General features: G+C 64.9%; 23 protein-coding genes. 15 read left to right on the plus strand and 8 right to left on the minus strand.

All coding sequences use genetic code 11. The features are described 5' to 3' along the window. Positions 1 to 207 precede the first annotated feature (207 nt). Positions 208 to 1,821, plus strand: a complete 1,614-nt coding sequence (locus RPPS3_RS06520; RefSeq protein ID WP_107343366.1) for an ABC transporter substrate-binding protein — start codon at positions 208 to 210, stop codon at positions 1,819 to 1,821. 126 nt (positions 1,822 to 1,947) lie between these two features. On the opposite strand, the gene RPPS3_RS06525 is transcribed toward RPPS3_RS06520, so the two are convergent. Genes RPPS3_RS06525 through RPPS3_RS06535 form a run of 3 tightly spaced genes read right to left on the minus strand, consistent with a single transcriptional unit; the run spans position 1,948 to position 3,572 of the window. Then, positions 1,948 to 2,142 (minus strand): hypothetical protein, encoded by a 195-nt coding sequence (locus RPPS3_RS06525; protein ID WP_159060650.1) that lies wholly within the window; start codon positions 2,140 to 2,142, stop codon positions 1,948 to 1,950. A 25-nt stretch (positions 2,143 to 2,167) separates the two neighbouring features. Next, positions 2,168 to 2,836: a DsbA family oxidoreductase gene (locus RPPS3_RS06530; protein ID WP_107343368.1), complete on the minus strand. Its 669-nt coding sequence runs from the start codon at positions 2,834 to 2,836 to the stop codon at positions 2,168 to 2,170. 10 nt (positions 2,837 to 2,846) lie between these two features. Then, positions 2,847 to 3,572: an SDR family NAD(P)-dependent oxidoreductase gene (locus tag RPPS3_RS06535; protein ID WP_107346469.1), complete on the minus strand. Its 726-nt coding sequence runs from the start codon at positions 3,570 to 3,572 to the stop codon at positions 2,847 to 2,849. A gap of 42 nt (positions 3,573 to 3,614) precedes the next feature. Between RPPS3_RS06535 and RPPS3_RS06540 the strand changes: the two genes are divergently transcribed. Next, positions 3,615 to 4,043, plus strand: coding sequence for a winged helix-turn-helix transcriptional regulator (locus tag RPPS3_RS06540; protein WP_415193405.1), 429 nt, complete (start codon positions 3,615 to 3,617; stop codon positions 4,041 to 4,043). A gap of 291 nt (positions 4,044 to 4,334) precedes the next feature. Here RPPS3_RS06540 and RPPS3_RS06545 read toward each other — a convergent pair whose 3' ends face one another. Beyond that, a complete protein-coding gene (locus tag RPPS3_RS06545) occupies positions 4,335 to 4,970 on the minus strand; it encodes a hypothetical protein (RefSeq protein ID WP_107343370.1) in 636 nt (211 codons plus the stop codon). A 483-nt stretch (positions 4,971 to 5,453) separates the two neighbouring features. Here RPPS3_RS06545 and RPPS3_RS06550 point away from each other — a divergent pair, with 483 nt between their 5' ends. Further along, entirely contained in the window at positions 5,454 to 6,470 is a 1,017-nt protein-coding gene (locus tag RPPS3_RS06550) for a CBS domain-containing protein (protein WP_107343371.1), read from the plus strand. A 54-nt stretch (positions 6,471 to 6,524) separates the two neighbouring features. Here RPPS3_RS06550 and RPPS3_RS06555 read toward each other — a convergent pair whose 3' ends face one another. The 3 genes from RPPS3_RS06555 to RPPS3_RS06565 all read right to left on the minus strand — a co-directional run bounded on the left by RPPS3_RS06555 (position 6,525) and on the right by RPPS3_RS06565 (position 8,723). Beyond that, positions 6,525 to 7,316, minus strand: coding sequence for a hypothetical protein (locus RPPS3_RS06555; protein WP_107343372.1), 792 nt, complete (start codon positions 7,314 to 7,316; stop codon positions 6,525 to 6,527). Positions 7,317 to 7,344: 28 nt separating this feature from the next. After that, the gene (locus RPPS3_RS06560; RefSeq protein ID WP_107343373.1) at positions 7,345 to 8,277 is read right to left on the minus strand and encodes a CHAD domain-containing protein; all 933 of its coding nucleotides are present in this window, start codon (positions 8,275 to 8,277) and stop codon (positions 7,345 to 7,347) included. Positions 8,278 to 8,399: 122 nt separating this feature from the next. Continuing rightward, complete coding sequence (locus tag RPPS3_RS06565; RefSeq protein ID WP_107343374.1) at positions 8,400 to 8,723, minus strand: hypothetical protein; 324 nt, start codon at positions 8,721 to 8,723, stop codon at positions 8,400 to 8,402. Between the two features lie 268 nt (positions 8,724 to 8,991). On the opposite strand from RPPS3_RS06565, the gene iorA reads away from it, so the two are divergent. From iorA to RPPS3_RS06625, 12 genes are all read left to right on the plus strand, one after another. After that, on the plus strand, positions 8,992 to 10,815 hold the full coding sequence (iorA, locus tag RPPS3_RS06570; protein ID WP_107343375.1) for an indolepyruvate ferredoxin oxidoreductase subunit alpha: 1,824 nt from the start codon (positions 8,992 to 8,994) through the stop codon (positions 10,813 to 10,815). Then, positions 10,812 to 11,756: a 2-oxoacid:acceptor oxidoreductase family protein gene (locus tag RPPS3_RS06575; RefSeq protein WP_107343376.1), complete on the plus strand. Its 945-nt coding sequence runs from the start codon at positions 10,812 to 10,814 to the stop codon at positions 11,754 to 11,756. The genes iorA and RPPS3_RS06575 overlap by 4 nt, the downstream gene beginning before the upstream one ends. After that, positions 11,753 to 12,916: a 2-oxoacid:acceptor oxidoreductase subunit alpha gene (locus tag RPPS3_RS06580; protein ID WP_107343377.1), complete on the plus strand. Its 1,164-nt coding sequence runs from the start codon at positions 11,753 to 11,755 to the stop codon at positions 12,914 to 12,916. The genes RPPS3_RS06575 and RPPS3_RS06580 overlap by 4 nt, the downstream gene beginning before the upstream one ends. Position 12,917: 1 nt before the next feature. Beyond that, a complete protein-coding gene (locus tag RPPS3_RS06585; RefSeq protein WP_107343378.1) occupies positions 12,918 to 13,748 on the plus strand; it encodes a thiamine pyrophosphate-dependent enzyme in 831 nt (276 codons plus the stop codon). Between the two features lie 14 nt (positions 13,749 to 13,762). Further along, positions 13,763 to 14,323 (plus strand): 2-oxoacid:acceptor oxidoreductase family protein, encoded by a 561-nt coding sequence (locus tag RPPS3_RS06590; protein WP_107343379.1) that lies wholly within the window; start codon positions 13,763 to 13,765, stop codon positions 14,321 to 14,323. 24 nt (positions 14,324 to 14,347) lie between these two features. Continuing rightward, complete coding sequence (locus tag RPPS3_RS06595) at positions 14,348 to 15,682, plus strand: phenylacetate--CoA ligase family protein (protein ID WP_107343380.1); 1,335 nt, start codon at positions 14,348 to 14,350, stop codon at positions 15,680 to 15,682. A 212-nt stretch (positions 15,683 to 15,894) separates the two neighbouring features. Further along, positions 15,895 to 16,767, plus strand: coding sequence for a branched-chain amino acid ABC transporter permease (locus RPPS3_RS06600; RefSeq protein ID WP_107343381.1), 873 nt, complete (start codon positions 15,895 to 15,897; stop codon positions 16,765 to 16,767). Position 16,768: 1 nt separating this feature from the next. Beyond that, complete coding sequence (locus RPPS3_RS06605) at positions 16,769 to 17,914, plus strand: branched-chain amino acid ABC transporter permease (RefSeq protein WP_107343382.1); 1,146 nt, start codon at positions 16,769 to 16,771, stop codon at positions 17,912 to 17,914. Next, positions 17,911 to 18,672: an ABC transporter ATP-binding protein gene (locus tag RPPS3_RS06610; protein ID WP_107343383.1), complete on the plus strand. Its 762-nt coding sequence runs from the start codon at positions 17,911 to 17,913 to the stop codon at positions 18,670 to 18,672. Before RPPS3_RS06605 ends, RPPS3_RS06610 begins: the two co-directional genes overlap by 4 nt. Before the next feature lie 4 nt (positions 18,673 to 18,676). Continuing rightward, positions 18,677 to 19,426 (plus strand): ABC transporter ATP-binding protein, encoded by a 750-nt coding sequence (locus RPPS3_RS06615; RefSeq protein ID WP_107343384.1) that lies wholly within the window; start codon positions 18,677 to 18,679, stop codon positions 19,424 to 19,426. Next, positions 19,410 to 21,110 (plus strand): AMP-binding protein, encoded by a 1,701-nt coding sequence (locus RPPS3_RS06620; RefSeq protein ID WP_107343385.1) that lies wholly within the window; start codon positions 19,410 to 19,412, stop codon positions 21,108 to 21,110. Before RPPS3_RS06615 ends, RPPS3_RS06620 begins: the two co-directional genes overlap by 17 nt. A gap of 37 nt (positions 21,111 to 21,147) precedes the next feature. Next, the gene (locus RPPS3_RS06625) at positions 21,148 to 22,353 is read left to right on the plus strand and encodes an ABC transporter substrate-binding protein (RefSeq protein WP_107343386.1); all 1,206 of its coding nucleotides are present in this window, start codon (positions 21,148 to 21,150) and stop codon (positions 22,351 to 22,353) included. 178 nt (positions 22,354 to 22,531) lie between these two features. On the opposite strand, the gene RPPS3_RS06630 is transcribed toward RPPS3_RS06625, so the two are convergent. Next, complete coding sequence (locus RPPS3_RS06630) at positions 22,532 to 23,728, minus strand: acyl-CoA dehydrogenase family protein (protein ID WP_107343387.1); 1,197 nt, start codon at positions 23,726 to 23,728, stop codon at positions 22,532 to 22,534. Positions 23,729 to 23,731 lie beyond the last annotated feature (3 nt).

The following is a 23,731-nucleotide window of genomic DNA, read 5'->3' on the forward strand; positions in this document are numbered from 1 at the left end:
CTTTGTAAAGCGAAAGATTTTCGCCGCCGACTACGCGGCCGAGCGCCGGCAGCGGCGAGCGGGATGATTGACGCTTGGCACACTTGGTGCAAGTCTCGATTATCAGGATGTGGCAATGCGCTGATCGCGTGACGCCGCGCCCGGAGACTTACTGCCCTGCACAAGCAATCATCTGTGACTGATCAGTTTCAAGTCAGGAGAAATCGAATGTTCCATCCACCGCGTTGGATGCGCTCGGCCGTTGCGTCGAAATTCGCTGTGCCGGCGTTCGCGCTCGCGGCATCGATGACGCTGCCTGCGGCCGTCGATGCCAAGACGATCCGCGCCGTCATGCATTCCGACCTGCGTATCATCGATCCAGGCCTGACCACCGCCTACATTACCCGCGACCATGGCTACATGGTTTACGACACGCTGCTGGCGATGGACTCCAAGTTCAAGGTCCAGCCGCAGATGGCGGACTACAAAGTCTCCGACGACAAGCTGACCTACACGTTCACGTTGCGTGACGGACTGAAGTGGCACGACGGCACGCCGGTCACCGCGGAGGACTGCGTCGCCTCGCTGAAGCGCTGGGGCCAGAAGGACGGCATGGGCCAGAAGCTGATGCAGTTCACCGCCAGCCTCGAAGCCACCGATCCGAAGACCATCACGCTGAAGCTGAAGGAGCCCTACGCCCTGGTGCTGGAGTCGATCGGCAAGCCGTCGTCACTGGTGCCGTTCATGATGCCGAAGCGGATCGCCGAGACGCCGGCCGACAAGCCGATCCCCGAGCAGATCGGCTCCGGCCCGTTCAAGTTCGTGGCGTCCGAGTTCCAGCCCGGCGTCAAGGCGGTGTACGTCAAGAACCCTGATTACATTCCGCGCAAGGAAGCGCCGGACTGGACTTCGGGCGGCAAGATGGTGAAGGTCGACCGGGTCGAGTGGATCACCATGCCGGACGCACAGACCGCGGTGAACGCGCTGCAGTCGGGCGACATCGACTTCATCGAAAATCCGTCGTTCGACCTGCTGCCGGTGCTGGCGCAGGACAAGGAGCTGACGATCGATACGCTGAGCCCGCTCGGCTTCCAGACCCTCGGCCGGATGAACTTCCTGCATCCTCCGTTCGACAATCCCAAGGTCCGTCGCGCGGCCTTCCTGGCGATGAGCCAGAAGCCGGTGCTCGACGCGCTGGTCGGCAATCCCAAGTACTACAAGGTGTGCGGCGCCGTATTCGGTTGCGGCACGCCGCTCGAGACCGACGTCGGCTCCGAGACGCTGGTCAAGGGCAACGGTATGGCCGAGGCCAAGAAGCTGCTCGCGGAGTCTGGCTATGACGGCACGCCGATCGCCTTGATGGCGCCGGGCGACGTCGTCACCCTGAAGGCGCAGCCGATCGTAGCCGCGCAGCTGCTGCGTGACGCCGGCTTCAAGGTCGACGTCCAGGCCACCGACTGGCAGACCGTGGTGTCGCGCCGCGCCAGCCAGAAGCCGCCGAGCGAAGGCGGCTGGAATATGTTCTTCACCAACTGGGCCGGACCCGACATTCTCAATCCGGTCGCCAACGTCTCGGTCGGCGGTCAGGGCAAGAAGGGCGGCTGGTTCGGCTGGGCGGAAGACGCCAAGGTCGAGGAGCTGCGCGACAAGTTCGTGCGCGCGAACTCGCCCGAGGAGCAGAAGAAGATCGCCGAGGAGATCCAGAAGGAAGTCTACGACCAGGTGATCTACATCCCGCTCGGCCAGTACACCGCGCCGAGCGTGTGGCGCAAGGAACTCACCGGCGTCGTCTACGGCCCGGCAACTCCGGTGTTCTGGAATATCGACAAACAGGGCGACTAAGCGGTCGCTCCACGTCTCAGATGCTTGACGTCATCGGTGCGCCGTCCTGCGAAAGCAGGGCGGCGCTTTGCTGGGGCCGCGATCGTAAGCGCGTCGTACTGCAAAGATCGACACGCGGGCGCTGGACTAAGCGATCGGGGTTGATACGAACAGGTCGAGCGAGCCGGTATATTCCGGCTGGGTCCGGAGCGATCCATGGGCCTCGTCCCAAGCGCCTGTCTCCAGATCGCCACGTAGCCGAGCCACCGCCTGCTCGGCGATCTCATTGTCGACGAAGCTCCAGGCCGACCACGCTGAGCGCGCATCACGGCGCAACGGCATTTCGGGCCGGCCGGCGGTCGTCGCCCTAAGGCGACGAGCCGGATGTCCCCTGTGAGGCGGGTGCGGCAACGCCTGCAGCATCACGGATGGCGGATGCGATCTCATCTTCGCTGCGTCCCCCGTTGATGGCGATGCGCCCGCCGAAAACGAAGTGGGGAACCGACCGCACGCCCGCCGCTACGGATTTGGCGGCCTCTCGCTCGACACGCCTGTGCTGTTCGGGGTCCGACGCGATCGCACGCGCTTCATCGCGATCGAATCCGTAGCCCGCGGCGATATCGGCAAGGACGTCAACGTCCGAGATATTCCTGGCGTCCAGGAAATGGGCATCGGTGATCGCGACTGCGAGCTGATGCTGCGTACCGCGCGTTCGCGCCGCGAGGATAAGTCCGTGCGCCGCTTGTGTCCTGTAGGTCCACGGCTGGCGGTTCAGGTCAAGATCAAGGCCGGACGCCCGCGCCTCAGCTTCAGGCCGCGCGAACGACGCCTTCGGGTCCGTGATTCCGTAGCGTGAGCGGAGAAGGTCGGGGATGTAGAGACCCGCTGCCGGCGCGTCGGGAAGTAGCAGCACCGGGTGCTGGCGGATGTCGACATCCAGCGCGGGGAACCGTTGTGCAAGGACATTGTCGAGGCGGTGATGTCCGATGATGCACCAGGGGCAAGTGATCTCGGTGAAGAGGTCGATGCGCAGCATGGTCGAGGCCTCAGGATTGCGAGATGGCGGGAAGAATCGCCTCCGCTTGGGTGCGCTCCGTGGTGAGCCTCCAGATCGCTTCCGCGATCGTGTCCGGAGAGATGGTCGGCAAACGCGGATCGATCGTGCGGCCACCCGACGTGGCGACCTTCATGCCGGTTGAGCCCTCGATCATCGCGCCGATATAGACGGCGCCGGCGAAGACGCCGCTCTGCGCAAGCTCGCCGTGCAGAGCATGGATGTAGTTGCGGGTGGCAGCCATCAGCGCCGGAGCGCCGCTCACCCCCGGTATGGGTCTGACCGCGGCAAGCCCGCCGACGACGACAATCGCCCCCGCGCCGCGCTTCTTCATGATCATGGTCAGACGATGCGCAAGCTCTATCGGCGCGAGCGTGTAGATCGGAACGAGATCCTGCACCGCTGCAGCGTCAAATTGGGTAGCGGGGACGAATCCGCCTTCGGACGGAACGGGCGAGTATACTGCTACATCGATGGCGCCGACCTGCGTTTCGATCGCGTCGACCAGGCCGGGTAGCTCTTCAAGATTGGTCAGGTCGGCCGGAAAGGTGGCCAGCTCCAGCCCTTCATCTTTGAGCTTGTCGGCCAGCTCATGAAGCGCGCCTTCATGGCGCGCAACAAGCGCGACCTGATAGCCCTGCTTGCCGTAATGGCGGGCGAGCGACGCGCCAAGGCCGATGCCCGCGCCGAAAATTGCGATCGTCTTCCTGTCAACCATCATACGTTCCCGGTAGTATGTTTCGATGACCAGGAATGTGATATGGACCAGTACATGTCACAAGAACGCATAGATGTGGGGCCAGGCCCTATGGATGTGACCGCCCCGCCCGCTGCGCCCGGCACCAATGACGCATGCCGTCGCGTCAACCAGGTCTTGGCGAGGATGGGCGATAAGTGGACGGTGCTGGCAATCACCTCCCTCGCACAGAAGCCGCGCCGCTTTAACGAGCTGAAACGGTTGATCGGAGGCGTGTCGCAACAAATGCTCACGCGCACGCTGAAGGCGCTGGAGCGCGACGGGATGGTGACGCGGCAAGTCTATCCGACGGTGCCGCCGCAGGTGGAATACGGGCTGACCGCCCTCGGCCAATCCCTTTCGGTCCCCGTCATGCACCTCGCGACGTGGGTGCTGGAGCATCTCGACGAGATCGAACGTCACCGCGACGATCACGACCGCGGCCGGCCCTAGAGTAGTTCCGCGTTCGTTAGAATCAGGAGCGCGCTTCGGAGTTCTTACAACAACCACAACCTCATGGTGGGAGGCGCGAAGCGCCGTCTCGAACCATGCGCCGCAAGCCATGCGGCTCCTCATCCTTCGAGACGCCCGGCTTTGCCGGGCTCTTCGGGATCAGGAGGTTAGGCCATCAGGCGCGACAATACGACTGTCGGCACGTCAGGCGCTGAACAACAAAAAGCCCGGCGCGAAGCCGGGCTCGATTGGCTGGGTGCTGTCCCGATACCGATCGGGCGCGCCCCTAGATCACTTGCGGGCGCAGGCGACCTTGATGGCGCTGGCGCTCGGGCTGCACTTCGCCGTCACCGAGCCGTCCTTGACCGTGAGCTGGTCAGCGAGCTTGGCGGCGCCGCCGTTGACGCAATAGGCCGAGGTCAGGGTCTCGTTGGCGGCGCAGGTCACCGGGCAGCCGTCCGAGGCGCAGCTGGTCGAGGTGACGTTACGCACCGCGGCGATCGCCGCCGGGGCCGCAGCAGTGGCCTGCTTGTCGGCGGCGGGGGCCTTGGTGGCAGGCGCGGGTGCCGGGGCAGCCTTCGTCGCCGGAGCGGGCGCAGCGGCCTCGGGGGCCGGCGTCGCAGCAGTTTCGACCGCCGCCGGGGCGGCGCTAGTTTCCACGGCGGCCGGGCGGGCATAATAGCCGCTCGCCGACACCAGATAGACGAACAGGGCCGCGACCACGACCGCGCCGATCATGATCAGCGTCGTCGTCGGCAGCGCGCGGACGCGATCGACCGTCGAGCGGATTGCGGTGACGAAGGAAGCGGCATCGAACGAACCGCCACGGGAACGCATATCGTCGAAGGTGAGATACGCTGCGATCACGAAGCCACCACCGAACAACATGAGTATCAGCAGTGGACCGAGCGCGGAGAGATACTCCATGTTACGTCTTTCCATTCAGGGCAGGCCGGCGCGAGGTGTATAGGTTTCGCCTGCCGCAAGCTGCATTGTCGAAAATCAAATGAACACGCATATGCAACGGTGCGTTGAGGTATGTCAAAACCGTTGAGGCGCCGTCAGTCGAGATGTAGCACGGCAGGGGGCGTGGCGTCATCGCGGCAGAAAGCGCCGCAATTTGTTAGGGTTGACGATTAATACCTCGTCATTTGCCGAGTGCGGCCCGGCTTTCTCTATGGTCGAATGTCCAATGTCGGTGCGGCCTGTCGGCTCTGCGTCGATCGACCGCGATCGATGCCCTATCTGCGGCTTTCCGAAGCGGAGCGCACAGCGGAATATGGCGGTTGCTTGACGGAGATTCGCAAAAACCAGCTGTGACGCGGCAACGCCGTCCCGCGTAGATCGCGCATCAGACCGCCATATACGCCGCATATCATTCGATAGCCCGCAACGTTCGAAGAGATTCCCATGAAGGCAGCAGACGTGATGACCACCGCCATCGTGACGGTGCAGCCCGACACGCCCGTCCACGCCATCGCCGAGACGCTGCTCAAGCATGGCATCAGCGCCGTGCCGGTGATCGACGGCGCCGGGGTGCCGCTCGGCATCGTCAGCGAGGGCGACCTGATGCCGCGCGCCGATAGCGACCGCGAGGCGCGTCACGATTGGTGGCTGCAGATGCTGTCGGAAGGCGAGGCGGTGCATCCGGACTACGTCCGATTCCTGAAGTCCGATACCCGCACCGCCAAGGACGTCATGGTCGGCCCGGTGGTGACGGTGGAAGAAACCACGGCACTCGCCGACATCGCCGACCTGTTGGTCGAGAAGCGGATCAAGCGGGTGCCGGTGGTGCGTGAGGGCCACATCGTCGGCATCGTCAGCCGCGCCGACCTGCTCAAGACCATGACTGGGCTCAATCACACCGGAGCTGATCCCGTGCACGACGATCCGAACGCCTGGCCGACGCCGTCCGACAAGCTTGCAGCGCTGACCCGTCCCGTCGCGCCGCCGGCACCCCCGCCGCATGATCCGGCGGCTGACGATCTCTCCGCCTCGGCGTTCCGCGAGCTGGGGCTCGAGCACGAGCACGAAGAAGACGAGAAGCGAAAACATGCCAAGGAGCTGGCGGACGAGAAGCATCACCGTCTCGCCAGCGACATGCTGGCCTCGCATCTGACGGACGAGACCTGGCAGAAGCTGCTGCGCAACGCGCGATCCGCCGCCAAGAAGGGCGAGCAGGAAAGCCTGCTGTTGCGGTTTCCGGCAGAGCTGTGCACCGATCACGGCCGCGCCGTAAATGCGCCCGATCCGGAATGGCCGTCCACGCTGCGCGGCATGGCCGCCGACATTTACTTGCGGTGGAAGTCGGAGCTGCGCCCGCACGGCTTCGTGCTGCAGGCCCGCGTGGTCGATTTCCCCGACGGCATCCCGGGAGACATCGGCCTATTCCTGACCTGGGGTAAGAGCGAAGCGGAGCATCACTGAGGTGCCGTTCGTTCGCTTCGCTCTTCGCACTCGCGGCGAGGACGCGTAGCGCTCTCAGATCTTGAGGTTGCGGTACACCGAGACCTCGCGCTCGCGCGCGAGGCGGGCGTCGTCGCCGGCTCGGATGCCGCGCCAGCCGTCGAAGAACACCACGATGGTGGTGATCAGTCCGGTGATCTTTCCGACCAGGAATCCAAACGGGAAGATCAGTCGCTCTGCGGGCAGAATGAATTGCGAGCCGAGGAAGATGATCACCGCGTTGGCGAAGTACGCGGTGCGGTACAGCGTCTGCTCCTTCCAGGCGCTACGCGCATAGGGCCTGGAGCTCTTCTTCACCGCCTTGTTGTAGCGGGGGTTGCGCAGCAGCCCGAGCAGCCGGCGTTTCTTCGGCAGTTGTCGCGGGCCGGCGAGCAGCGCCCGATAATTCTCGCGCATCTGAAAATGCGCGATCAGCGCCAGCAGCAGATTGAGCGCGACCAGCACCGCCTTCAATTCCCACACCGACAGCAAGAGCTGTGCGGCGAGGTCGACGAAGATCAGATGCGTCGCCGCATTCAGCACGAAGGCCGAACGGTGGAACGCGGCGCGGTTGATGTTGGCGACCTTCTCGTCGATGAACGCGGCGCCCGGCTTGGTCTCGCCGAGCTGCAGCAGGACGGTGCGCTGCGCTTCTGTCAGGTCCCAGCTCTTGCCGAGTTCGGCGATCGTCACCGCCGGCGTGCCGCGCTTGATCCGGAACGTCGCCTTGGCCGACCATTCGGACACCCGCGTCAGCCAGCGCCGCGTCACCGCGAAGCGTGAGGTGCTGGTCGCCGCCTCGACGAGCGGGTGGGGATCTGGCTGCATCGTGTCCTTCAGCGCGGCTCGATCGCCGTCAATCGCCGAAAAGCGGGTCCTCCGCAAGCTTGGCGGCGGCCTTGGCGGCCGCCTTCATCTGCTGTCTGATCTCGGCATCATCAAGGTCGGCAAGCTGCCGGGCGGCGTCGGGGGCTAGCTTGTCCTTGGCGCGGCGGTTGAATTTGCCGGCGAGTTTGCGGTGCACGGCGACGTCGTTGAGGGCGCCGAGCGCGTCGAGCAGCTTCTTCAGGTGCTTACGGAACTGCTCCAGCCGCTTGCCGGCCCTCCCGTCGAACAGGCTTTCGAAGAAGCCGATCGCGTAGTTCAGCTTCTTGGCGGCGATCCGGACCCGATGCCGCTCCTCGTCATCGAGCTGCTCCAGCTTCTCCAGGCGCTTGTTGAGCTTGCGGGCGCGGCGGGCCAGCACCTGTTCGGCGAATGCGACCGCTGACGGGCGGTCCGCGCCGGCCGCCGCCTTGGTCCATTCGCCCGCCTCGATCCAGCGCTTCAGATCGGTCAAGAGCTTGCGGAAGCGCTGCAGCTCGACGGTGGCGCTGGCGCTGTCGAACGCAGCGCCGCGGTCTGATCCGAGCCGCTTCAGGAAGGCCGGCGAGCCGGTGCCGAGCTGAGCGCTCTTAATTTTGACTTCCAGGAGGTGCAGGTCGCGCGCCGGAGCCAGCCGCCCGGCCAGCCACTTCAGCTCGCGCTTCATCCGCTGGGTGTCGCGGCCGTCGATCAGCTCGCCGAACACCGAGATCGCAGCCCGCATCCGCCGCAAGCCGATCCGCATCTGGTGAACGCCGGTCGGATCGCGCCGCCGCACCTTAGGTTGCTGCGCGGCGATCAGGCGTAGCAATTCGGTCGCAATTGCCCGAAATGCCTCGCCGCTGCCGGCGCCTCGCGACAGAACGATGTCATGGGCCTGGCCGGGGCTCGGCTTGGCCGCAGGTTTCTTGAGAACTCGACGCATTGTGTCCCACGCGGGCGAAAGAAGCTCACCGCCCCCGGTATCCTAGCAGATTTACGCGCCGATGACGCCGCGTCGCGGCGAGGCCGAGGGGTGCTAAATCCGCGCACCGCGATGGCGGTCGGTCAGGCCCGCTTCAGAACTTCCAACGGGTAGCCGATCAGCTTAGCCACCGCATACGCAATGCCCATGCCGATCAGCGCCGCGACCGCCTGACCGCCGTAGTACCAAGCGGCCGGCGGCGGGAAGGGCATCAATTGCGTCGCAAGATCAAGGCACCACAGGATCGCGCCGACACCGACGCCCATCACGATGACCAGCTGGATGCGCTGTACCGCCGCTTCGATCCGTGCCATCCGCGCTTCGACGTGCTTGTCCGGTCCGCGCTCCGGCGCCGGTTTGCTCGGAGCCGGGGTGTTCTGGACGCTGTCCGGAGCCGTCGTCGTCATGCCGTCCTCACTGTTCGTCTAAAGTCCAACTATCCGCGCGATCGCCGTCGCAATCCGCTCTTGCGTAGCAGTAATCGTCGCTGCACTGCACAGAATTGACTCAGCACAAAAGCACTGCCGCAAACGCGGACGCGTAGTGATCATGCTGATCGATAACTGTCGGGCCCGTTGACTTAGCGCAAATACGACCGAAGGTAAATTTGGGAAAGAGAGCCCCTTTACAGCAGTTCTAATCGCCGCAGCGGCGTGCGCTTGGGGGGAGCTCGTGATGCATACACCTTGGCAAGCCGCCACCGCTCTAAAGACCGAAAGCAAAGAGCTTCGCCCGCTCACCGGTAACGAGGCGATCGCGCGGGCCGCGTGGGAAGCCGGTGTGCGTGTCGCGGCTGCTTATCCTGGTACGCCCAGCACCGAAGTTCTTGAGAATCTTGCGACCTATCCGGTCGAGGATCTGCACGCGCAGTGGTCGACCAACGAAAAGGTCGCGCTCGACGTCGCGATGGGCGCGTCGTTCGCAGGCAGCCGAGCGCTGTGCGCGATGAAGCATGTCGGCCTCAACGTGGCTGCCGACGCGTTCATGACCGCGACTTATATCGGCGTGAATGGCGGCCTGGTGCTGATCGTCTGCGACGACCCCGGTATTCACTCCTCGCAGAATGAACAGGATAGCCGGATCTACGGCCAGCTCGCCAATATCCCGGTGCTGGAGCCGAGCGACGCGCAGGAAGCTTACGACTTCACCAAGCTGGCGTTCGAGATCTCCGAGCAGTTCGATACGCCGGTGATTGTGCGCAGCACCACGCGTTTGTCCCACACCCGCAGCACGGTGTCGGTGGGCGAGCGCGTCGAAGTGCCGGCGCGCGTCTTCCTGGAGCGGCCGTCGAAGAACGTGATGATCCCGGCGCATGCCCGCGGCCGTCATCTGTTTGTGCTCGAGCGCGAAACCAAGCTGAAGGACTTTCTCGCCACCGCGGACATCACCCGGATCGAGAGGGGCGATACCAAGTTCGGCGTCATCACCGCCGGCACCTGCTATCCTTATCTCCGCGAAGTGCTGCCGAACGCCACCGTGCTGAAGCTCGGCGCGTCCTGGCCGTTACCCGACACGCTGCTGCGCGAATTCTGCGCCTCGGTCGAGCAGGTGTTCGTGGTCGAGGAGCTCGAGCCGATCATCGAGAAAGAGGTCGCCTCGCTCGGCATCAAAGTCGAAGGCAAGCGGCTGTTTCCGCGAGCCGGCGAGTTCTCCCCCGAAGTTGTCCGCGCCGGCTTCGTTCAGGCTGGCCTGCTGCCGGCACCGCCGTCCTACAACGCATGGGTGCCGGAGCCGGTGGTGCGTCCGCCGGTGCTGTGCGCCGGCTGCCCACATACGTCGAGCTTCATGGCGGTACGGGCCTCCGGCGCTCGCGTCGCCGGCGACATCGGCTGCTACACGCTGGCGGTGCTCGATCCGCTGCGCGGCATCGACACCTGCGTGGCGATGGGCTCTTCGATCGGCAACGCCATCGGCATGGCGAAGGCCGGCGAGACCAAACCGGTGGTGGCCACCATCGGCGACTCGACTTTCCTGCACGCCGGCCTGCCGGCGCTGATCGACGCGGTCTACAACCAAGCCAATATCGCGGTGGTGCTGCTCGACAACCACATCACGGCGATGACCGGCGGTCAGGAGCATCCCGGCACGGGCAAGACGCTGCGCGGCGAACCCGCGCCGCAGGTCGACTACGAGGCGCTGATCAAGGCTTGCGGCGTCAAATGGGTGAAGAAGGTCGACTCCTACGATCTCGCCGCCACCCATCAGGCACTCCGCGAGGCGATCAACTATCGCGGCGTCGCGGTGCTGATCTCGAACCGGCCGTGCGTGCTCGATCCGATCAAGATCAAGGGCCCGCCGCTGGAGATCATCACCAGCCAGTGCACCGCCTGCCAGTCCTGCATGAATCTCGGCTGCCCCGCTCTGACCTGGAGCGACGAGTGGTTCGAGGGGCGGCACCGGGTGAAAATCGATCCCGCGCTGTGCATCGGCTGCACGCTGTGCGCCCAGGTCTGCACCATCGACTGCATCAAGATCGCGAGCCCGGCGGTGACGCAATGAACGAGCAGAGCAACATCGCAGTGAATGCGGAGAGTGAGCCGGTGGCGTTCAACGCGGCGCTGGCGGAGCCCACCAATGTGCTGATCGTCGGCGTCGGCGGCCAGGGCGTGATCATGGTGTCGAAGGTGCTGGCCTCGCTGGCGCAGGCGCACGGCTACGAGGTCAAGCAGAGCGAAGTGCACGGCATGGCCAAGCGTGGCGGCACCGTGTTCAGCCACGTCCGCTTCGGGCCGCGGGTGTGGTCGCCGACCATTGCCAAGGGCGAGGCCGACGTGCTGATCGCGCTGGAATGGGCCGAGGGCCTGCGCTGGCTGCCGCATCTGAAGCGCGACACCGGTGTGTTCATCTGCGACACCAAGCGGATTGTGCCGCCGTTCGCCTGCCTCAGCCGCCGTCCCGGCGCGCCGATGCGCTATTCGACTGAAACCGCTGAACAAGTCGCGGCCTACGTGTCCGAAGCCTACGCGATCGATGCCACCAAGATGGCCGAGGAACTCGGCAACGAGCGCGCCGCCAACGTCGTATTGCTCGGTGCGTTGTCGACCGTGCTCGAATTCGCGCTGCCGGAATGGGAAAAGACCGTCACCGCCTTCGTGCCGAAGAAGACGATCGCGGTGAATTCGGCCGCATTCGAGCTCGGCCGTAACTGGATTGCGGACGCCAAGAGCGAGTCGCCGTCCGCCGATGCCGCGCCTGCGGCGGCACCGGCGCATACGCCATACCAGCCCCGGCTCGAGATCACCGATGCCTGGTGCAAGAGCTGCGAGATCTGCGTCAAGCTGTGTCCCGAGCGTTGTCTGAAGCTCAACGCCGACCGCGTCGTCGAACTGGTGGCGCCGGAAAAATGCACCGGCTGCCGGCTGTGCGAATGGCTGTGCCCGGATTTCGCGATCCGCGTCCATCTCGACACTGAAGCGCCCGCGATGGAGGCCGCGCAATGAACGCGCCGGATCGTCACGTCCCCAAAGCCGCCGCTGCCAAGCTGCTGTCCGGCAACGCCGCCTGTGCCCAGGGCGCAATCGACGCCGGCTGCAAGTTTTTCGCCGGCTATCCGATCACCCCGTCGTCGGAAATCGCCGAGCGGCTGTCGACGATGCTCCCGGCAGCTGGCGGCGTGTTTATCCAGATGGAAGACGAGATCGCCGCGATGGCCGCGGTCGTCGGCGCCTCGATGGGCGGCGTCAAATCGCTGACCGCGACCTCCGGCCCCGGCTTCTCGCTGAAGCAAGAGAATATCGGTTACGCCGCCGGCGCCGAAATTCCCTGCGTGATCGTCAACGTGATGCGCGGCGGTCCGTCGACCGGCATGCCGACGCGGCCGTCGCAGGCTGACATCTTCCAGACCCGCTACGGCAGCCACGGCGACTATCCGATGATCGTGCTGGCGCCGGCCTCGGCACGCGAGATCTACGACGAGACCATTCGCGCCTTCGATCTTGCCGAGCTCTGCCGCACGCCGGTGATCCTGCTGTACGACCAGGTGATCGCGCAGTCGTCCGAGACCGTGGCGCTCGGCGGCCGCACGTCGGTGCACGCGACCCGCAAATGGGCGAGCGGCCCGCGCGAGGCTTACAAGCCGTACGCGGCCGATGCCGATCTGGTGCCGCCGATGCCGCGTCCGGGTGACGGCTATCGCACCCACACCACCGGCCTGACGCATAGCGAGACCGGCTTCCCGAGCCAGGACCCGGAGACGGTGACGCGGAATCTCGGCCGGCTCTATGCCAAGCTCGACCGCCATCGCGATCTGATCGACAGCTATGAAGCCGTGCGCTGCGAAGACGCCGAGGTGGTGATCGTTGCGATCGGCATTAGCGCCCGTGCGGCTCGCCGCGCGGTCGATGCCTGCCGCGCCGAAGGCAAGAAGGTCGGGCTGTTCCGCCCGGTCACGCTGTGGCCGTTCCCGGAGATCGCGTTGCGCGAGGCGACCCGGAACGCCAAGGCGATCCTGGTGCCGGAGCTCAACATCGGCCAGCTGCGGCTCGAGATCGAGCGTCAGCTTCGCGACCGCCGCGTCGAAGGCCTGCATCTGATCAGCGGTGAACCGATTACGCCGGCGCAGATCGCAGCCGCTGCCACCAAGCTCGCTTCGGAGGTCTGAGATGTTCCGCGACGCGCCGCATTTCGACGTCCGCGATTATCTCCGAAAGGAGATGATGCCGCACTTTCTCTGCCCGGGCTGCGGCCACGGCATGGCGTTGCGCGCGCTGCTGTGGGCGATCCACGAGCTGAACATCGACCGCGACAAGCTCGCGGTGGTGTCGGGCATCGGCTGCGCTGGACGGTTATCGGCTTATATCGACGCCAACACCTTCCACACCACGCACGGCCGCCCACTGGCCTATGCGACCGGTCTCGCGCTGGCGCGGCCCGACCTGCACGTCGTGGTGATTTCCGGCGACGGCGACTGTCTGGCGATCGGCGGCAATCATCTGATCCACGCCTGCCGCCGCAATCTCAAGCTCACCTGCTTGATGCTCAACAACGAGATCTACGGCATGACCGGCGGTCAGGTGTCGCCGACCACGTCGGAGACGCGGCTCACCACCACCACGCCGCATGGCAATTCCGAGCCGAATTTCGACGCCTGCGCGTTGGCGACGGCCGCCGGTGCGGGCTTCGTCGGACGCGAAGTCACCCGGCACGTGCCGAAGCTGAAAGAGCTGATCAAGGCCGGCCTGCAGCATCCGGGCTTTGCCTTCGTCGAAGTGGTGTCGGACTGCACCGAAGTCTACGGCCGCAAGAACGACATGGGCTCTTCAGCCGAGATGGTGCTGCGGCAGAAGAGCGAGATGCGCCCGAGCGCGTATCGCGACAGCGTCGATGAGCCGTTCCGTTCGACCGATCTGCCGACCGGCATTCTGGCCCAGAACAACCGGCCGGAATACGGCGCGGCGCTGCGTGCCGCCGCAGCAGCGCGTGCCGCCAAGTGACGGGGAGACCAGCTATGTCGACATCCCGCATCGAACTGCGCTTCGGCGGCACCGGCGGCCAGGGCCTGCTGCTCAGCGCCAAGCTGCTCGCCGACGCGCTGGCGCTGGAAGGCCGCCACGTCGCGCAGTCGCAGACCTATGAGCCGACCTCGCGCGGCGGCTTCTGCAACGCCGATCTCGTCGTCGCCCATGGCGAGGTCGATTATCCGCTGCCGATCGAATTCGACCATCTGGTTCTGCTGGACAAGATCGCGATCAAGCCGTCCTGGCCGAAGCTCAAGGCCGGCGCGCTGGTGATTTCCGACGTCCGGCTGTGCCCCGAACTGCCGGAGGGCGGACGTTTCAAGCGCTACCCGCTGCCACTCAGCCGCACGGCGATCGAACTCGGCAGCGAACGCGTTACCAATATCGTGGCGCTGGGCGTGCTGATCGAACTGTCCGGCATCTGCAAACACAAATCGGTCGAGCAGGTAGTGCGCGCGTCCTCGCCGCGGGGCTTCCTCGATCTCAACATGGACGCGCTGGCCGCCGGCTACGCGCTGGCCAAGGCGCCTGCCGTCGCGGCGGCCTCCTGATTTTTCTGACAAAGGATTGCTTCGATGAGCGCCCAGCCTGCATTGCGCGAACAGACCGTCTATATGCACGACCGCGCCATCGAGACGATGCCCCGGCCGCAGCTTGCGGCGCTGCAGTTCGAGCGCCTGCGCAAGATTGTCGAGCGGGCGTATCGCGACGTTCCGCACTATCGCAACAGCTTCGATGAAGCCGGCGTCAAGCCTGCGGATTTGACCTCGCTGGCCGACCTCGCGAAGTTTCCCTTCACCAAGAAGACTGACCTCCGCGACAACTATCCGTTCGGGATGTTCGCGGTGCCGCGCAATCAGATGCCGCGCATTCATGCCTCGTCCGGCACCACCGGCAAGCCGACCGTGGTCGGTTACACCAAGACCGACCTGGACAACTGGGCCAACCTGATGGCGCGCTCGATGGTCGGCGCCGGCGCGTCGCCGGACGACATCGTCCACAACGCCTATGGCTACGGCCTGTTCACTGGCGGCCTCGGCGCTCACTATGGCGCCGAGCGGCTCGGCTGCACCGTGGTGCCGGCCTCCGGCGGTGGCACCGAACGGCAGGTGCAGCTCATCGTCGATTTCGCCGCCAACGTGCTGTGCTGCACGCCGTCCTATGCGCTGAACATCGCGGAAGTCGCCGAGCAGATGGGCGTCAACCTGCGCGATGCGCCGCTGCGGGTCGGCCTGTTCGGCGCCGAGCCGTGGAGCGATGCGATGCGCCGCGATCTCGAAGCACGCCTCGGCATCAAGGCGGTCGACGTTTATGGCCTGTCGGAAATCATGGGCCCCGGCGTCGCCTGCGAATGCCACGTTGCGCAAAATGGTCTGCACGGCTGGGAAGACCACTTCCTGTTCGAAACCATCGATCCGGAAACGCTTCAGGTGCTGCCGATGGGCTCCGTCGGCGAGCTGGTGATCACCACGCTCACCAAGGAAGCGCTGCCGATGATCCGGTATCGCACCCGCGACATCACCAGCCTGAACACCGAGCCCTGCGCCTGTGGCCGTACCCATCTGCGTATCATGCGTGTCACCGGTCGCGACGACGACATGCTGATCATCCGCGGCGTCAACGTCTATCCATCGCAGGTGGAGTCGGTGCTGATCGGCTTCCCCGGCATCGCGCCGCACTATCAGATTGTGCTGACCCGCGAGAAGGCGCTCGACGCCATGACGGTCGAAGTCGAAGTCGCGCCCGGTGCGCCGTTCGATGACGCGGCCCGCGCCAAGAAGGCGGCGGAAGTGACACATCACATCAAGTCGCTGATCGGCGTCACCTGCAAGGTCTCGGTGAAAGCCCCAGGCGAAGTTTCCCGCTCGCAGGGCAAGGCGGTGCGTGTCAAAGATCAGCGGAACATCTGATCGCCTGATTGCTGACCGCAATCGCGTCTTCGCGATGCAGCATAAAAGTAATTGGCGCGCGCCTTGACAGGCGCGCGATGATCTAACTTTAATTAACTGATTGAGTAAGCCGTATGCGCGGTCAACGCTTAACGGAACGCTCAGTCACGCCGGACCGGCAATCAATGTCGGCCGCAAAAATGTGGTTCGCCAAAGAACCACACGGGGAAGAAATGCTCGATTTCGTCCAGCAGGTGATCGGCGGGATTGCCCTCGGCTGCGTCTACGGCCTCATCGCCCTCGGCTTCGTGCTGATCTACAAGGCGACCGAAGTCGTCAATTTTGCGCAGGGCGAAATCATGATGCTCGGCGCGTTCCTGTCGTTCACCTTCATTGCCACGCTCGGGCTGAACTACTGGTTCGGGTTTCTGCTGTGTGTGGTCAGCATGGCGGTGCTCGGCGCCGCGATGGAGCGGCTGGTGGTGCGGCCGATCCTCGGCTATCCGCAATTCTCGATCGTGATGGCGACGATCGGCCTTGGCCTCGTCATCCGTTCGCTGGTCGGCATCATCTGGGGCACCGACGATCTGCGGATCGAGACGCCGTTCACTGGCGGCGTGATCCAGCTCGGCGGGCTGGTGCTGTCGCAGGACAGCCTGTCGATCATCGTCGCCACCGCGCTGCTGTGCGCCGTGCTCTACGCCTTCTTCCGCTTCACCAAGATCGGCATCGCCATGCAGGCGACATCGCAGAACATGCTGGCCGCCTACTACATGGGCATTCCGGTGAAGCGGATGTTCTCGCTGATCTGGAGCCTGAGCGCGATCGTGGCGTGCTGCGCCGGCGTGCTGCTGGCGCCGATCACCTTCATCCACGCCAATCTCGGCTTCCTCGGCATCAAGGCGTTCCCGGCCGCGGTGCTCGGCGGCTTCGGCAGCATCCCCGGCGCGCTCGCCGGGGGCATCACCATCGGCATCGTCGAATCGCTGTCGGGGTTCTATCTGCCGGAGGGCTTCAAGGACGTCGCCGCCTATGTGGTGCTGCTCGCGGTGCTGCTGTGGCGGCCGCAGGGCCTGTTCGGCAGCAACGCGCTGAAGAAGGTCTGAGATGAGCGCGCATGTCCGCACCAGCTACGCGCAAAGCGAGCAGCTTTTCCCGTCGAAGAATGCTGCCTTCTGGTACGCCGTCCTGGTCGCGGCGCTGATCGCCGCGCCTTATGTGCTGGAGTCCTATTATCTCAGCCAGCTGGTGTTCGTGCTGATCTACGCCATCGTCGGCATCGCCATGAACGTGCTGTCGGGGCAGGCGGGGCAGGTCTCGATCGGCCATGCCGCCTTTATGGCGATCGGCGCCTATACGGCGGCGGTCTGCGAAAAGCATGGTCTGCCGCTGCCGGTGTATCTGGTGCTGGCAGGCGGCTTCACCGGGCTGATCGGCTATCTGGTGGGGCTGCCGGCGCTACGGCTGCACGGCATCTACCTGGCAATCGCCACGCTCGCGTTCGCCTTCATCGTCGAGGAAATCGTCACCCGCTGGGAGAGCGTCACCAACGGCAATGAAGGCCTGATGCTGGGCGCGCCGTCGCTGTTCGGGCTGAAGCTTGGCGCGCAGGGCTTCTATTATCTCTGCCTCGGCGTCACCGTGGTGGTGATCCTGGCCGCGATCAACATCCTGCGCTCGCCGACGGGACGTGCGTTTCTGGCGATCCGCGACAGCGAGACTGCTGCGCGCAGCATGGGCATCGACACCGCGCGCTACAAGACCCGGGCGTTCGCAATATCGGCCGGCTTCACCGGGCTCGCCGGCGTGCTGTACGCGCATAAGCTGTCGTTCATCAGCCCGGAAATGTTCAGCCTGTCGATGTCGATCGAGTTCGTCATGATCATCATCATCGGCGGCGTGCTCAGCCTGCGCGGCGCGGTGTTCGGCGCGATCTTCATGATCATGGTCGATCCGATCCTGATCGTGGTGAAGGACAAGGTGCCGCAACTGACCCTGGCGGCGATGCAGGGGATTGGCTTGTCGGATCAGCTCACCGACGCGATCCAGGCCGGAATCGTCCGCGTCGCCGGCGCGCCAGGGCTGAAGTCGCTGATCTTCGGTCTGATCATCATCCTGTTCATCATCTTTGAGCCGATGGGCCTCGATGGACGATGGGCGCGGGTGAAGTCGTATTTCCGGCAGTTCCCGCTGTATCGGCCGACCAGCGCGCGCGCGCAGCGGATGTTCTTGAAGTCGGAGCGCAACCGGTGAGTACGTTCTTCAAGGTCGACAAGCTCACCGTCAAGTTCGGCGGCCTCACCGCGGTCGACGACGTCTCCTTCGACATCGCCGAAGGCGAGGTCTTCACCATCATCGGGCCCAACGGCGCCGGCAAGACCACGCTGTTCAACCTGATCAGTCGGCTCTACACGCCCTATGCCGGCCACATTATCTTCCGCGACGAGGACGTCACCCGGCTGTCGGCGCAGCAGATCGCCGGCCGCGGCATTGCCCGCACCTTCCAGAACATCGAGCTGTTTGAGAGTGCTTCCACGCTCGACAATCTGCTGGTCGGCCGTCATCGCCATTCCACCACCTCAACCTGGCAGGACGTCCTGCGGCTGAAGAAGGTTCGCGATGAGGAGATCGCGCATCGGCGGGCCGCCGAGGAGGTGATGGACGTGCTGCGCCTGCAGCGCTATCGCGACACACCGATCGGCAGCCTTCCTTATGGCGTCCGCAAGGTGATCGAGGTCGCCCGCGCGCTGTGCGTCGGGCCGAAGCTGCTGCTGCTCGATGAGCCGTCGTCCGGGCTCAACGTCGAGGAGACCAACGCGATGGCGGAGTGGATCCTCGAGATCAACAGCCGGCTCGGCATCACCGTGCTGATGGTCGAGCACGACATGTCGCTGGTCAGCCGTGTCTCCGACCGCGTGCTGGCACTGAACTACGGGCGGATGATGGCGCTCGGCACGTCTGACGAGGTGCAGAACCATCCCGACGTCGTCGCCGCCTATCTGGGAGCCTGATCGCATGAGCGCCCAGCCGATTCTGCGCCTTGCCAATATCGAAAGCTGCTACGGCCCGATCACCGCGATCCGCGGCATCACCCTCGACCTGATGCGGGGCCAGATCGTCACCGTGCTCGGCGCCAACGGCGCCGGCAAGACCAGCATCCTGAAGACGATCTCGGGCGTGCTCGATCCGCTGAAAGGCACGGTCGAATTCGAAGGCCGCAAGATCCAGTCGATGGAGCCGGACAAGGTGGTGCGGCTCGGCATCAGCCACGTGCCGGAGGGACGCGAGATTTTCCCGTTCCTCAGCGTCCGCGACAATCTCAAGATGGGCGCCTACATCCGAACCGATCAGCACGAGGTCGCCGCCGACATCGAGAAGGCGTTCAACTATTTCCCGGTGCTGCGCGAGCGTCAGGATCAGCTCGCGGGGCAGCTTTCCGGCGGCCAGCAGCAGCTGCTGGCGATCAGCCGCGCGCTGATGGCGCGGCCCAAGGTCCTGCTGCTCGACGAGCCGTCGCTAGGTCTGTCGCCGCTGTTGGTGAAGGAGATCTTCGCGATCATCCGGCGACTCAATGCCGAGGAGGGCGTCTCGATCCTGCTGGTCGAGCAGAACGCGCGGATGGCGCTGGAGACCGCACATTATGGCTATGTGCTCGAGGTCGGCCGGGTGGTGAAGCACGACACCTGCGCCAGCCTGATGCAATCGGATCAGATCCGGGAATTCTATCTCGGCCACGGACAGGGCGGACATGGCAAGCGGCACTGACACGACCACGCTGGCGGGCCGCGTCATCGCGGCGCTGCGCCAGCACGGCGATGCCCCGGTGCTGCGCTGGAAGCGTTACGGGCTCTGGCAGCCGGTCGGCGGCCGTCAGTTCGCGGACCGCATCGAGGCGATCGCCGCCGGCCTGCGCGCTCAAGGCGTCGGCCCCGGTTCGGTCGGCGCGGTGATCGGCGACAATTGTTACGAGTGGGTGCTGGCGGATCTCGCGATCGGCGCGGCCGGCGGTGTCTCAGCCGGGCTCGATCCGCATGGCGACGTCGATGACCTCGCGCGCGTGCTTGGCGACTGCAAAGTGAGCGTGTTGTTCGTGGCCGGCGACGACCAACTGCACAAAGCGCTCCGCGTCCGCGAACGCTGCCCGTCGCTCCGGCGCATCGTCGCCATGCATCAGCAGTGGGACGATGGCGCCGGTGATCCTTGCGTGATCCCGCTGTCGACACTCGAAGCAGCGGGACGGGACGGCGCCTCGGGAACGGCCGGCCGCGAGGCTGTGATTATCTACACCTCCGGCGGCACCGGCCCGGTTCGCGGCGCGATCCTCGGCCATGACGCGGTGATCGCGCAGGCCGAACGGGCGAAGCAGGTGCTGGGATTGCGTGCCAGCGACGACCGGCTGTCGCTGACGCCGCTGCATCACGTGCTGGAGCGCGTGGTCGGCATCTATGCCTCGCTACTCGCCGGCACGGTGATCAATTTCCCGGAAAGTCCGGACACGGCGCTGGCCGATCTTGCCGAACTACAGCCGACCATCGTGCAGGCTTCGCCGCAGCTATACGCCAGGCTGCACGCCGGCATCCTGCTGGCGATCGGCGAAACGACGAAATTTCAGCGCTGGACGTGCCGCATCGCGTTTGCCCATGGCCGCGACGGCTCGCCGCTGCGCATGATCACCGATCCCTTGGTGCTCGCACCGATCCGGCGGCGGCTTGGCCTCGGCCGCGCCCGGCTGTGCCTGTCGAGCGGCGCGGCGCTGCGGCCCGATGTGGCCGATTGGTTCGCCGCGCTCGGCCGGCCGCTGACGGATATCTATGGCCATGCTGAAGCCGGCGGCGCCGTGCGGATTGCCGATCATCACGCGATGGAGTGGAAGCTCGGCGATCATGACGAGCTCTGGCTGCGCGGCGATGCACTGTTCCTCGGCTATGCGGGCGACACCACGCCTGTCCTACATCGCGACGGATGGTGGCACACCGGCGATATCGCCCGCCGTGAGAGCGCCGATCGTTACGCCGTCGTCGGTCGGCTCGACGACGTGATGCAGCGGGGCAGCGAACGCGTGCTGCCGTTCGCCGCCGAGCAGGAGCTCAGCGCCTCGCCTTATATCGCCGATGCCTTCGTGCATCTCGACCGCCACGGCCGCGCGGTTGCGCGTGTGCTGCTCGATGGCGACCACGCGGTTCGCTACGCCCAGGACCGCGGCATTCCGTTCACGCATTTCCAGAGCCTGTGCCAGGCCGACGAAATCCGCGCGCTGGTGGGTTCGGCGATCGCCGACGTCAATCGCCGCCACGCGGCGATCCGGATCGAGCGCTTCACGCTGATCGAGCGGGCGTTGCGTCCGGGCGATGCCGAGCTGGCGCCATCGGGAACGCTGCGGCGGCATCTTTTGAAAGGTGACGACGACCACCTCGTGGAAGAGCGACGGTCGGCCGCCAGCGCGCATTAGCCATCAACCAACGAAACAACAAAGAGGGAGCGAAACCATGAAGTCCAGCACTCTGCCGATGCTCGCCGCTGCGGCGCTGATCGGCCTCGGCGCCCAGCCCGCCCTCGCGCAGTTCAAGACTCAAGGCGTCACGGACAGCGAGATCGTGATCGGCACCCATATGGATCTCAGCGGGCCGCTGAAGGCCTGGGGCGTACCCGCCACCAACGGCATGAAGCTGGCGATCGCGCAGATCAACGACGCCGGCGGCATCAACGGCCGCAAGATCCGCCTCGTCAATGAGGACGACGGCTACGATCCGAAGAAGGCAGTGCTGATTACCCAGAAGCTGATCGAACTCGACAAGGTGTTCGCGATCGTATCGGCAATGGGCTCTGCGACGACGCTGGCGCCGATGCCGCTGGTGCAGTCGGCCGGCATGCTGCACCTGTTTCCGATCACCGCCGCCGAGTTCACCTTCAAGATGGACCCGGCGAAGCCTGAGGATCGGCTGAAGTTCAACATGTTCAGCCCATATTACGACACGATGCGGCTCGGCATCAAATACGTCATCGAGAACACTAAACCGAAGAAGCCCTGCATCGTCTATCAGGACGACGAGATGGGTAAGAATTTCACCGACGCGTACACCGACCAGCTCAAGGCAATGAACATCCCGAGCGCCACCATGGTGTCGTTCAAGCGCGGTGCCACCGACTTCAACTCCCAGGTCGCGCGGATGAAGGCGGACGGCTGTGACATGGTGGCGCTCGGCTCGGTGGTGCGCGAGTCGGTCGGCATCACCACCGCGGCGCAGAAGCTCGGCTGGAAGCCGACCTTCGTGGTGTCATCGCCGAGCTACGTGCCGGATTTTCCGCAGCTCGGCAAGGAAACCACCGAGGGCATCTATGGCGTCGGCCAGACCGAGATCTTCTATGCCGACACCGCCACCGGCGAGGTCAAGAAGTTCATCGAAGACTACAAAAAGATGTTCGGCATCGACGCCAACCAGCAGTCGACCGCCGGCTACAACGGCGTGATGGTGTTCGCGCATTTCGCCAAGAAGGCCGGCAAGACGCTCACCACCGAGTCGCTGATGACCGCGCTGGAATCCGGCGAGACCTTCGATGACATTTTCGGCGGCGCCCCGATCAGCTTCTCAAAGGACAACCACCTCGGCGTCTCGGCGGCGGTGATCGGCCAGATCAAGGACGGCCGCTGGACGACGATCGCCAAAAACCAGTCCTACAAGACCGAGAAATAATCTCGGCGCATCGCCTCAAACGCAAATGCCCGGCCTTGCGCCGGGCATTTTTTTGGGGATTGGCAGATACCAATCGCTTTCCTCGTCATTGCGAAGAGCGAAGCGACTAAGCAATCCAGCGTCGTGCACGGTGCCTGGATTGCTTCGCTTCGCTCGCAACGACGACGGTTGTGGTTCCCTACAACCCCAGCACCAGCTTGCTGATGATGTCGCGTTGGATCTCGGAGGTGCCGCCGAAGATGGTGTAAGCGCGTCCGTTGAGATGGGTCGGCATCACGGCGAGTTCGTCTTCGGGAATCGCCGGCGCGGCGTTGAGGCGGTGCAGCGGACGGGTCGGTTCGACATAGAGGCCGTCGTTGCCGATCACGTCGACCGCGAGCCGGCTCACTGCCTGGTAGATCTCGCTGGTGCGCAGCTTCAGGATCGACGACACCGCGCCGGGGTTCTGGCCGTTCTGCAGCGCGGAGAGCACACGCAGCTCGGTCATTTCCAGCGCATCGATATCGACCTCGGCTTCCGACATCCGGATCGCGATGTCGGGATCCTCGATTGCCCGTCCGGTCGCGTCCGACTCGGCGAACACCGCCGCCCGGTGCAGCGCCTTACGCAGCTTTGCCGAGGCGATGCCCGAGCCGCGTTCGAATTCCAAGAGATACTTGCCGTAGGTCCAGCCCTTGCCTTCCTCGCCGACCAGGTTTGACGCCGGAATCCGGACGTCGTCGAAGAACACCTGATTGACCTCGTGGTCGCCGCCGATCGTCAGGATCGGCCGGATGGTGATCCCGGGGCTCTTCATGTCGATCAGCACGAAGCTGATGCCGTCCTGCTGCCGTGGCTCGTCGCTGGTGCGCACCAGCGCGAACATCATGTTGGCGTTGTGCGCGTGGGTGGTCCAAATCTTGGTGCCATTGATGATGTACTCGTCGCCGTCGCGGACCGCACGGGTCTTCAGCGACGACAGGTCCGAACCCGAGCCGGGCTCGGAATAACCCTGGCACCAATAATCCTCGCAGGACAGAATTCGCGGTAGGAAGTAGTTCTTCTGCTCCGGCGAGCCGAAGCCGATGATCACCGGCCCGACCATCTTGACGCCCATCGGCGTCGGGGAAGGCACGCCCGCGTGCGCGCATTCGGTCTCGAAGATCCAGCGCTGCGCAGGCGTCCAGCCGGGGCCGCCATATTCGACCGGCCAGCCCGGGGCACCCCAGCCCTTGGCATTGAGCGCCCGCTGCCACGGCACGCCGGCCTCCGGCTCGGAGAACACCGAAGCGTTGAGCGATTCCGCCCGCTTCATGTCGGGCGTCAGATTGGCCGCGATGAAGTCGCGCACTTCCTGCTGAAAGGCGAGCTCGGCGTCGCCGAAGGTCATGTCCATGTC

Origin of the sequence: Rhodopseudomonas palustris (genome assembly GCF_003031265.1) — a bacterium.
Classification (GTDB): Bacteria; Pseudomonadota; Alphaproteobacteria; order Rhizobiales; family Xanthobacteraceae; genus Rhodopseudomonas; species Rhodopseudomonas palustris_H.

Coding starts and splice junctions, on each gene's coding strand:
- RPPS3_RS06520 (WP_107343366.1), top strand. CDS start 208: ATGTTCCATCCACCGCGTTGGATGCGCTCGGCCGTTGCGTCGAAATTC.
- RPPS3_RS06525 (WP_159060650.1), bottom strand. CDS start 2,142: ATGCCGTTGCGCCGTGATGCGCGCTCAGCGTGGTCGGCCTGGAGCTTC.
- RPPS3_RS06530 (WP_107343368.1), bottom strand. CDS start 2,836: ATGCTGCGCATCGACCTCTTCACCGAGATCACTTGCCCCTGGTGCATC.
- RPPS3_RS06535 (WP_107346469.1), bottom strand. CDS start 3,572: ATGGTTGACAGGAAGACGATCGCAATTTTCGGCGCGGGCATCGGCCTT.
- RPPS3_RS06540 (WP_415193405.1), top strand. CDS start 3,615: ATGGACCAGTACATGTCACAAGAACGCATAGATGTGGGGCCAGGCCCT.
- RPPS3_RS06545 (WP_107343370.1), bottom strand. CDS start 4,970: ATGGAGTATCTCTCCGCGCTCGGTCCACTGCTGATACTCATGTTGTTC.
- RPPS3_RS06550 (WP_107343371.1), top strand. CDS start 5,454: ATGAAGGCAGCAGACGTGATGACCACCGCCATCGTGACGGTGCAGCCC.
- RPPS3_RS06555 (WP_107343372.1), bottom strand. CDS start 7,316: ATGCAGCCAGATCCCCACCCGCTCGTCGAGGCGGCGACCAGCACCTCA.
- RPPS3_RS06560 (WP_107343373.1), bottom strand. CDS start 8,277: ATGCGTCGAGTTCTCAAGAAACCTGCGGCCAAGCCGAGCCCCGGCCAG.
- RPPS3_RS06565 (WP_107343374.1), bottom strand. CDS start 8,723: ATGACGACGACGGCTCCGGACAGCGTCCAGAACACCCCGGCTCCGAGC.
- iorA (WP_107343375.1), top strand. CDS start 8,992: ATGCATACACCTTGGCAAGCCGCCACCGCTCTAAAGACCGAAAGCAAA.
- RPPS3_RS06575 (WP_107343376.1), top strand. CDS start 10,812: ATGAACGAGCAGAGCAACATCGCAGTGAATGCGGAGAGTGAGCCGGTG.
- RPPS3_RS06580 (WP_107343377.1), top strand. CDS start 11,753: ATGAACGCGCCGGATCGTCACGTCCCCAAAGCCGCCGCTGCCAAGCTG.
- RPPS3_RS06585 (WP_107343378.1), top strand. CDS start 12,918: ATGTTCCGCGACGCGCCGCATTTCGACGTCCGCGATTATCTCCGAAAG.
- RPPS3_RS06590 (WP_107343379.1), top strand. CDS start 13,763: ATGTCGACATCCCGCATCGAACTGCGCTTCGGCGGCACCGGCGGCCAG.
- RPPS3_RS06595 (WP_107343380.1), top strand. CDS start 14,348: ATGAGCGCCCAGCCTGCATTGCGCGAACAGACCGTCTATATGCACGAC.
- RPPS3_RS06600 (WP_107343381.1), top strand. CDS start 15,895: ATGCTCGATTTCGTCCAGCAGGTGATCGGCGGGATTGCCCTCGGCTGC.
- RPPS3_RS06605 (WP_107343382.1), top strand. CDS start 16,769: ATGAGCGCGCATGTCCGCACCAGCTACGCGCAAAGCGAGCAGCTTTTC.
- RPPS3_RS06615 (WP_107343384.1), top strand. CDS start 18,677: ATGAGCGCCCAGCCGATTCTGCGCCTTGCCAATATCGAAAGCTGCTAC.
- RPPS3_RS06620 (WP_107343385.1), top strand. CDS start 19,410: ATGGCAAGCGGCACTGACACGACCACGCTGGCGGGCCGCGTCATCGCG.
- RPPS3_RS06625 (WP_107343386.1), top strand. CDS start 21,148: ATGAAGTCCAGCACTCTGCCGATGCTCGCCGCTGCGGCGCTGATCGGC.
- RPPS3_RS06630 (WP_107343387.1), bottom strand. CDS start 23,728: ATGGACATGACCTTCGGCGACGCCGAGCTCGCCTTTCAGCAGGAAGTG.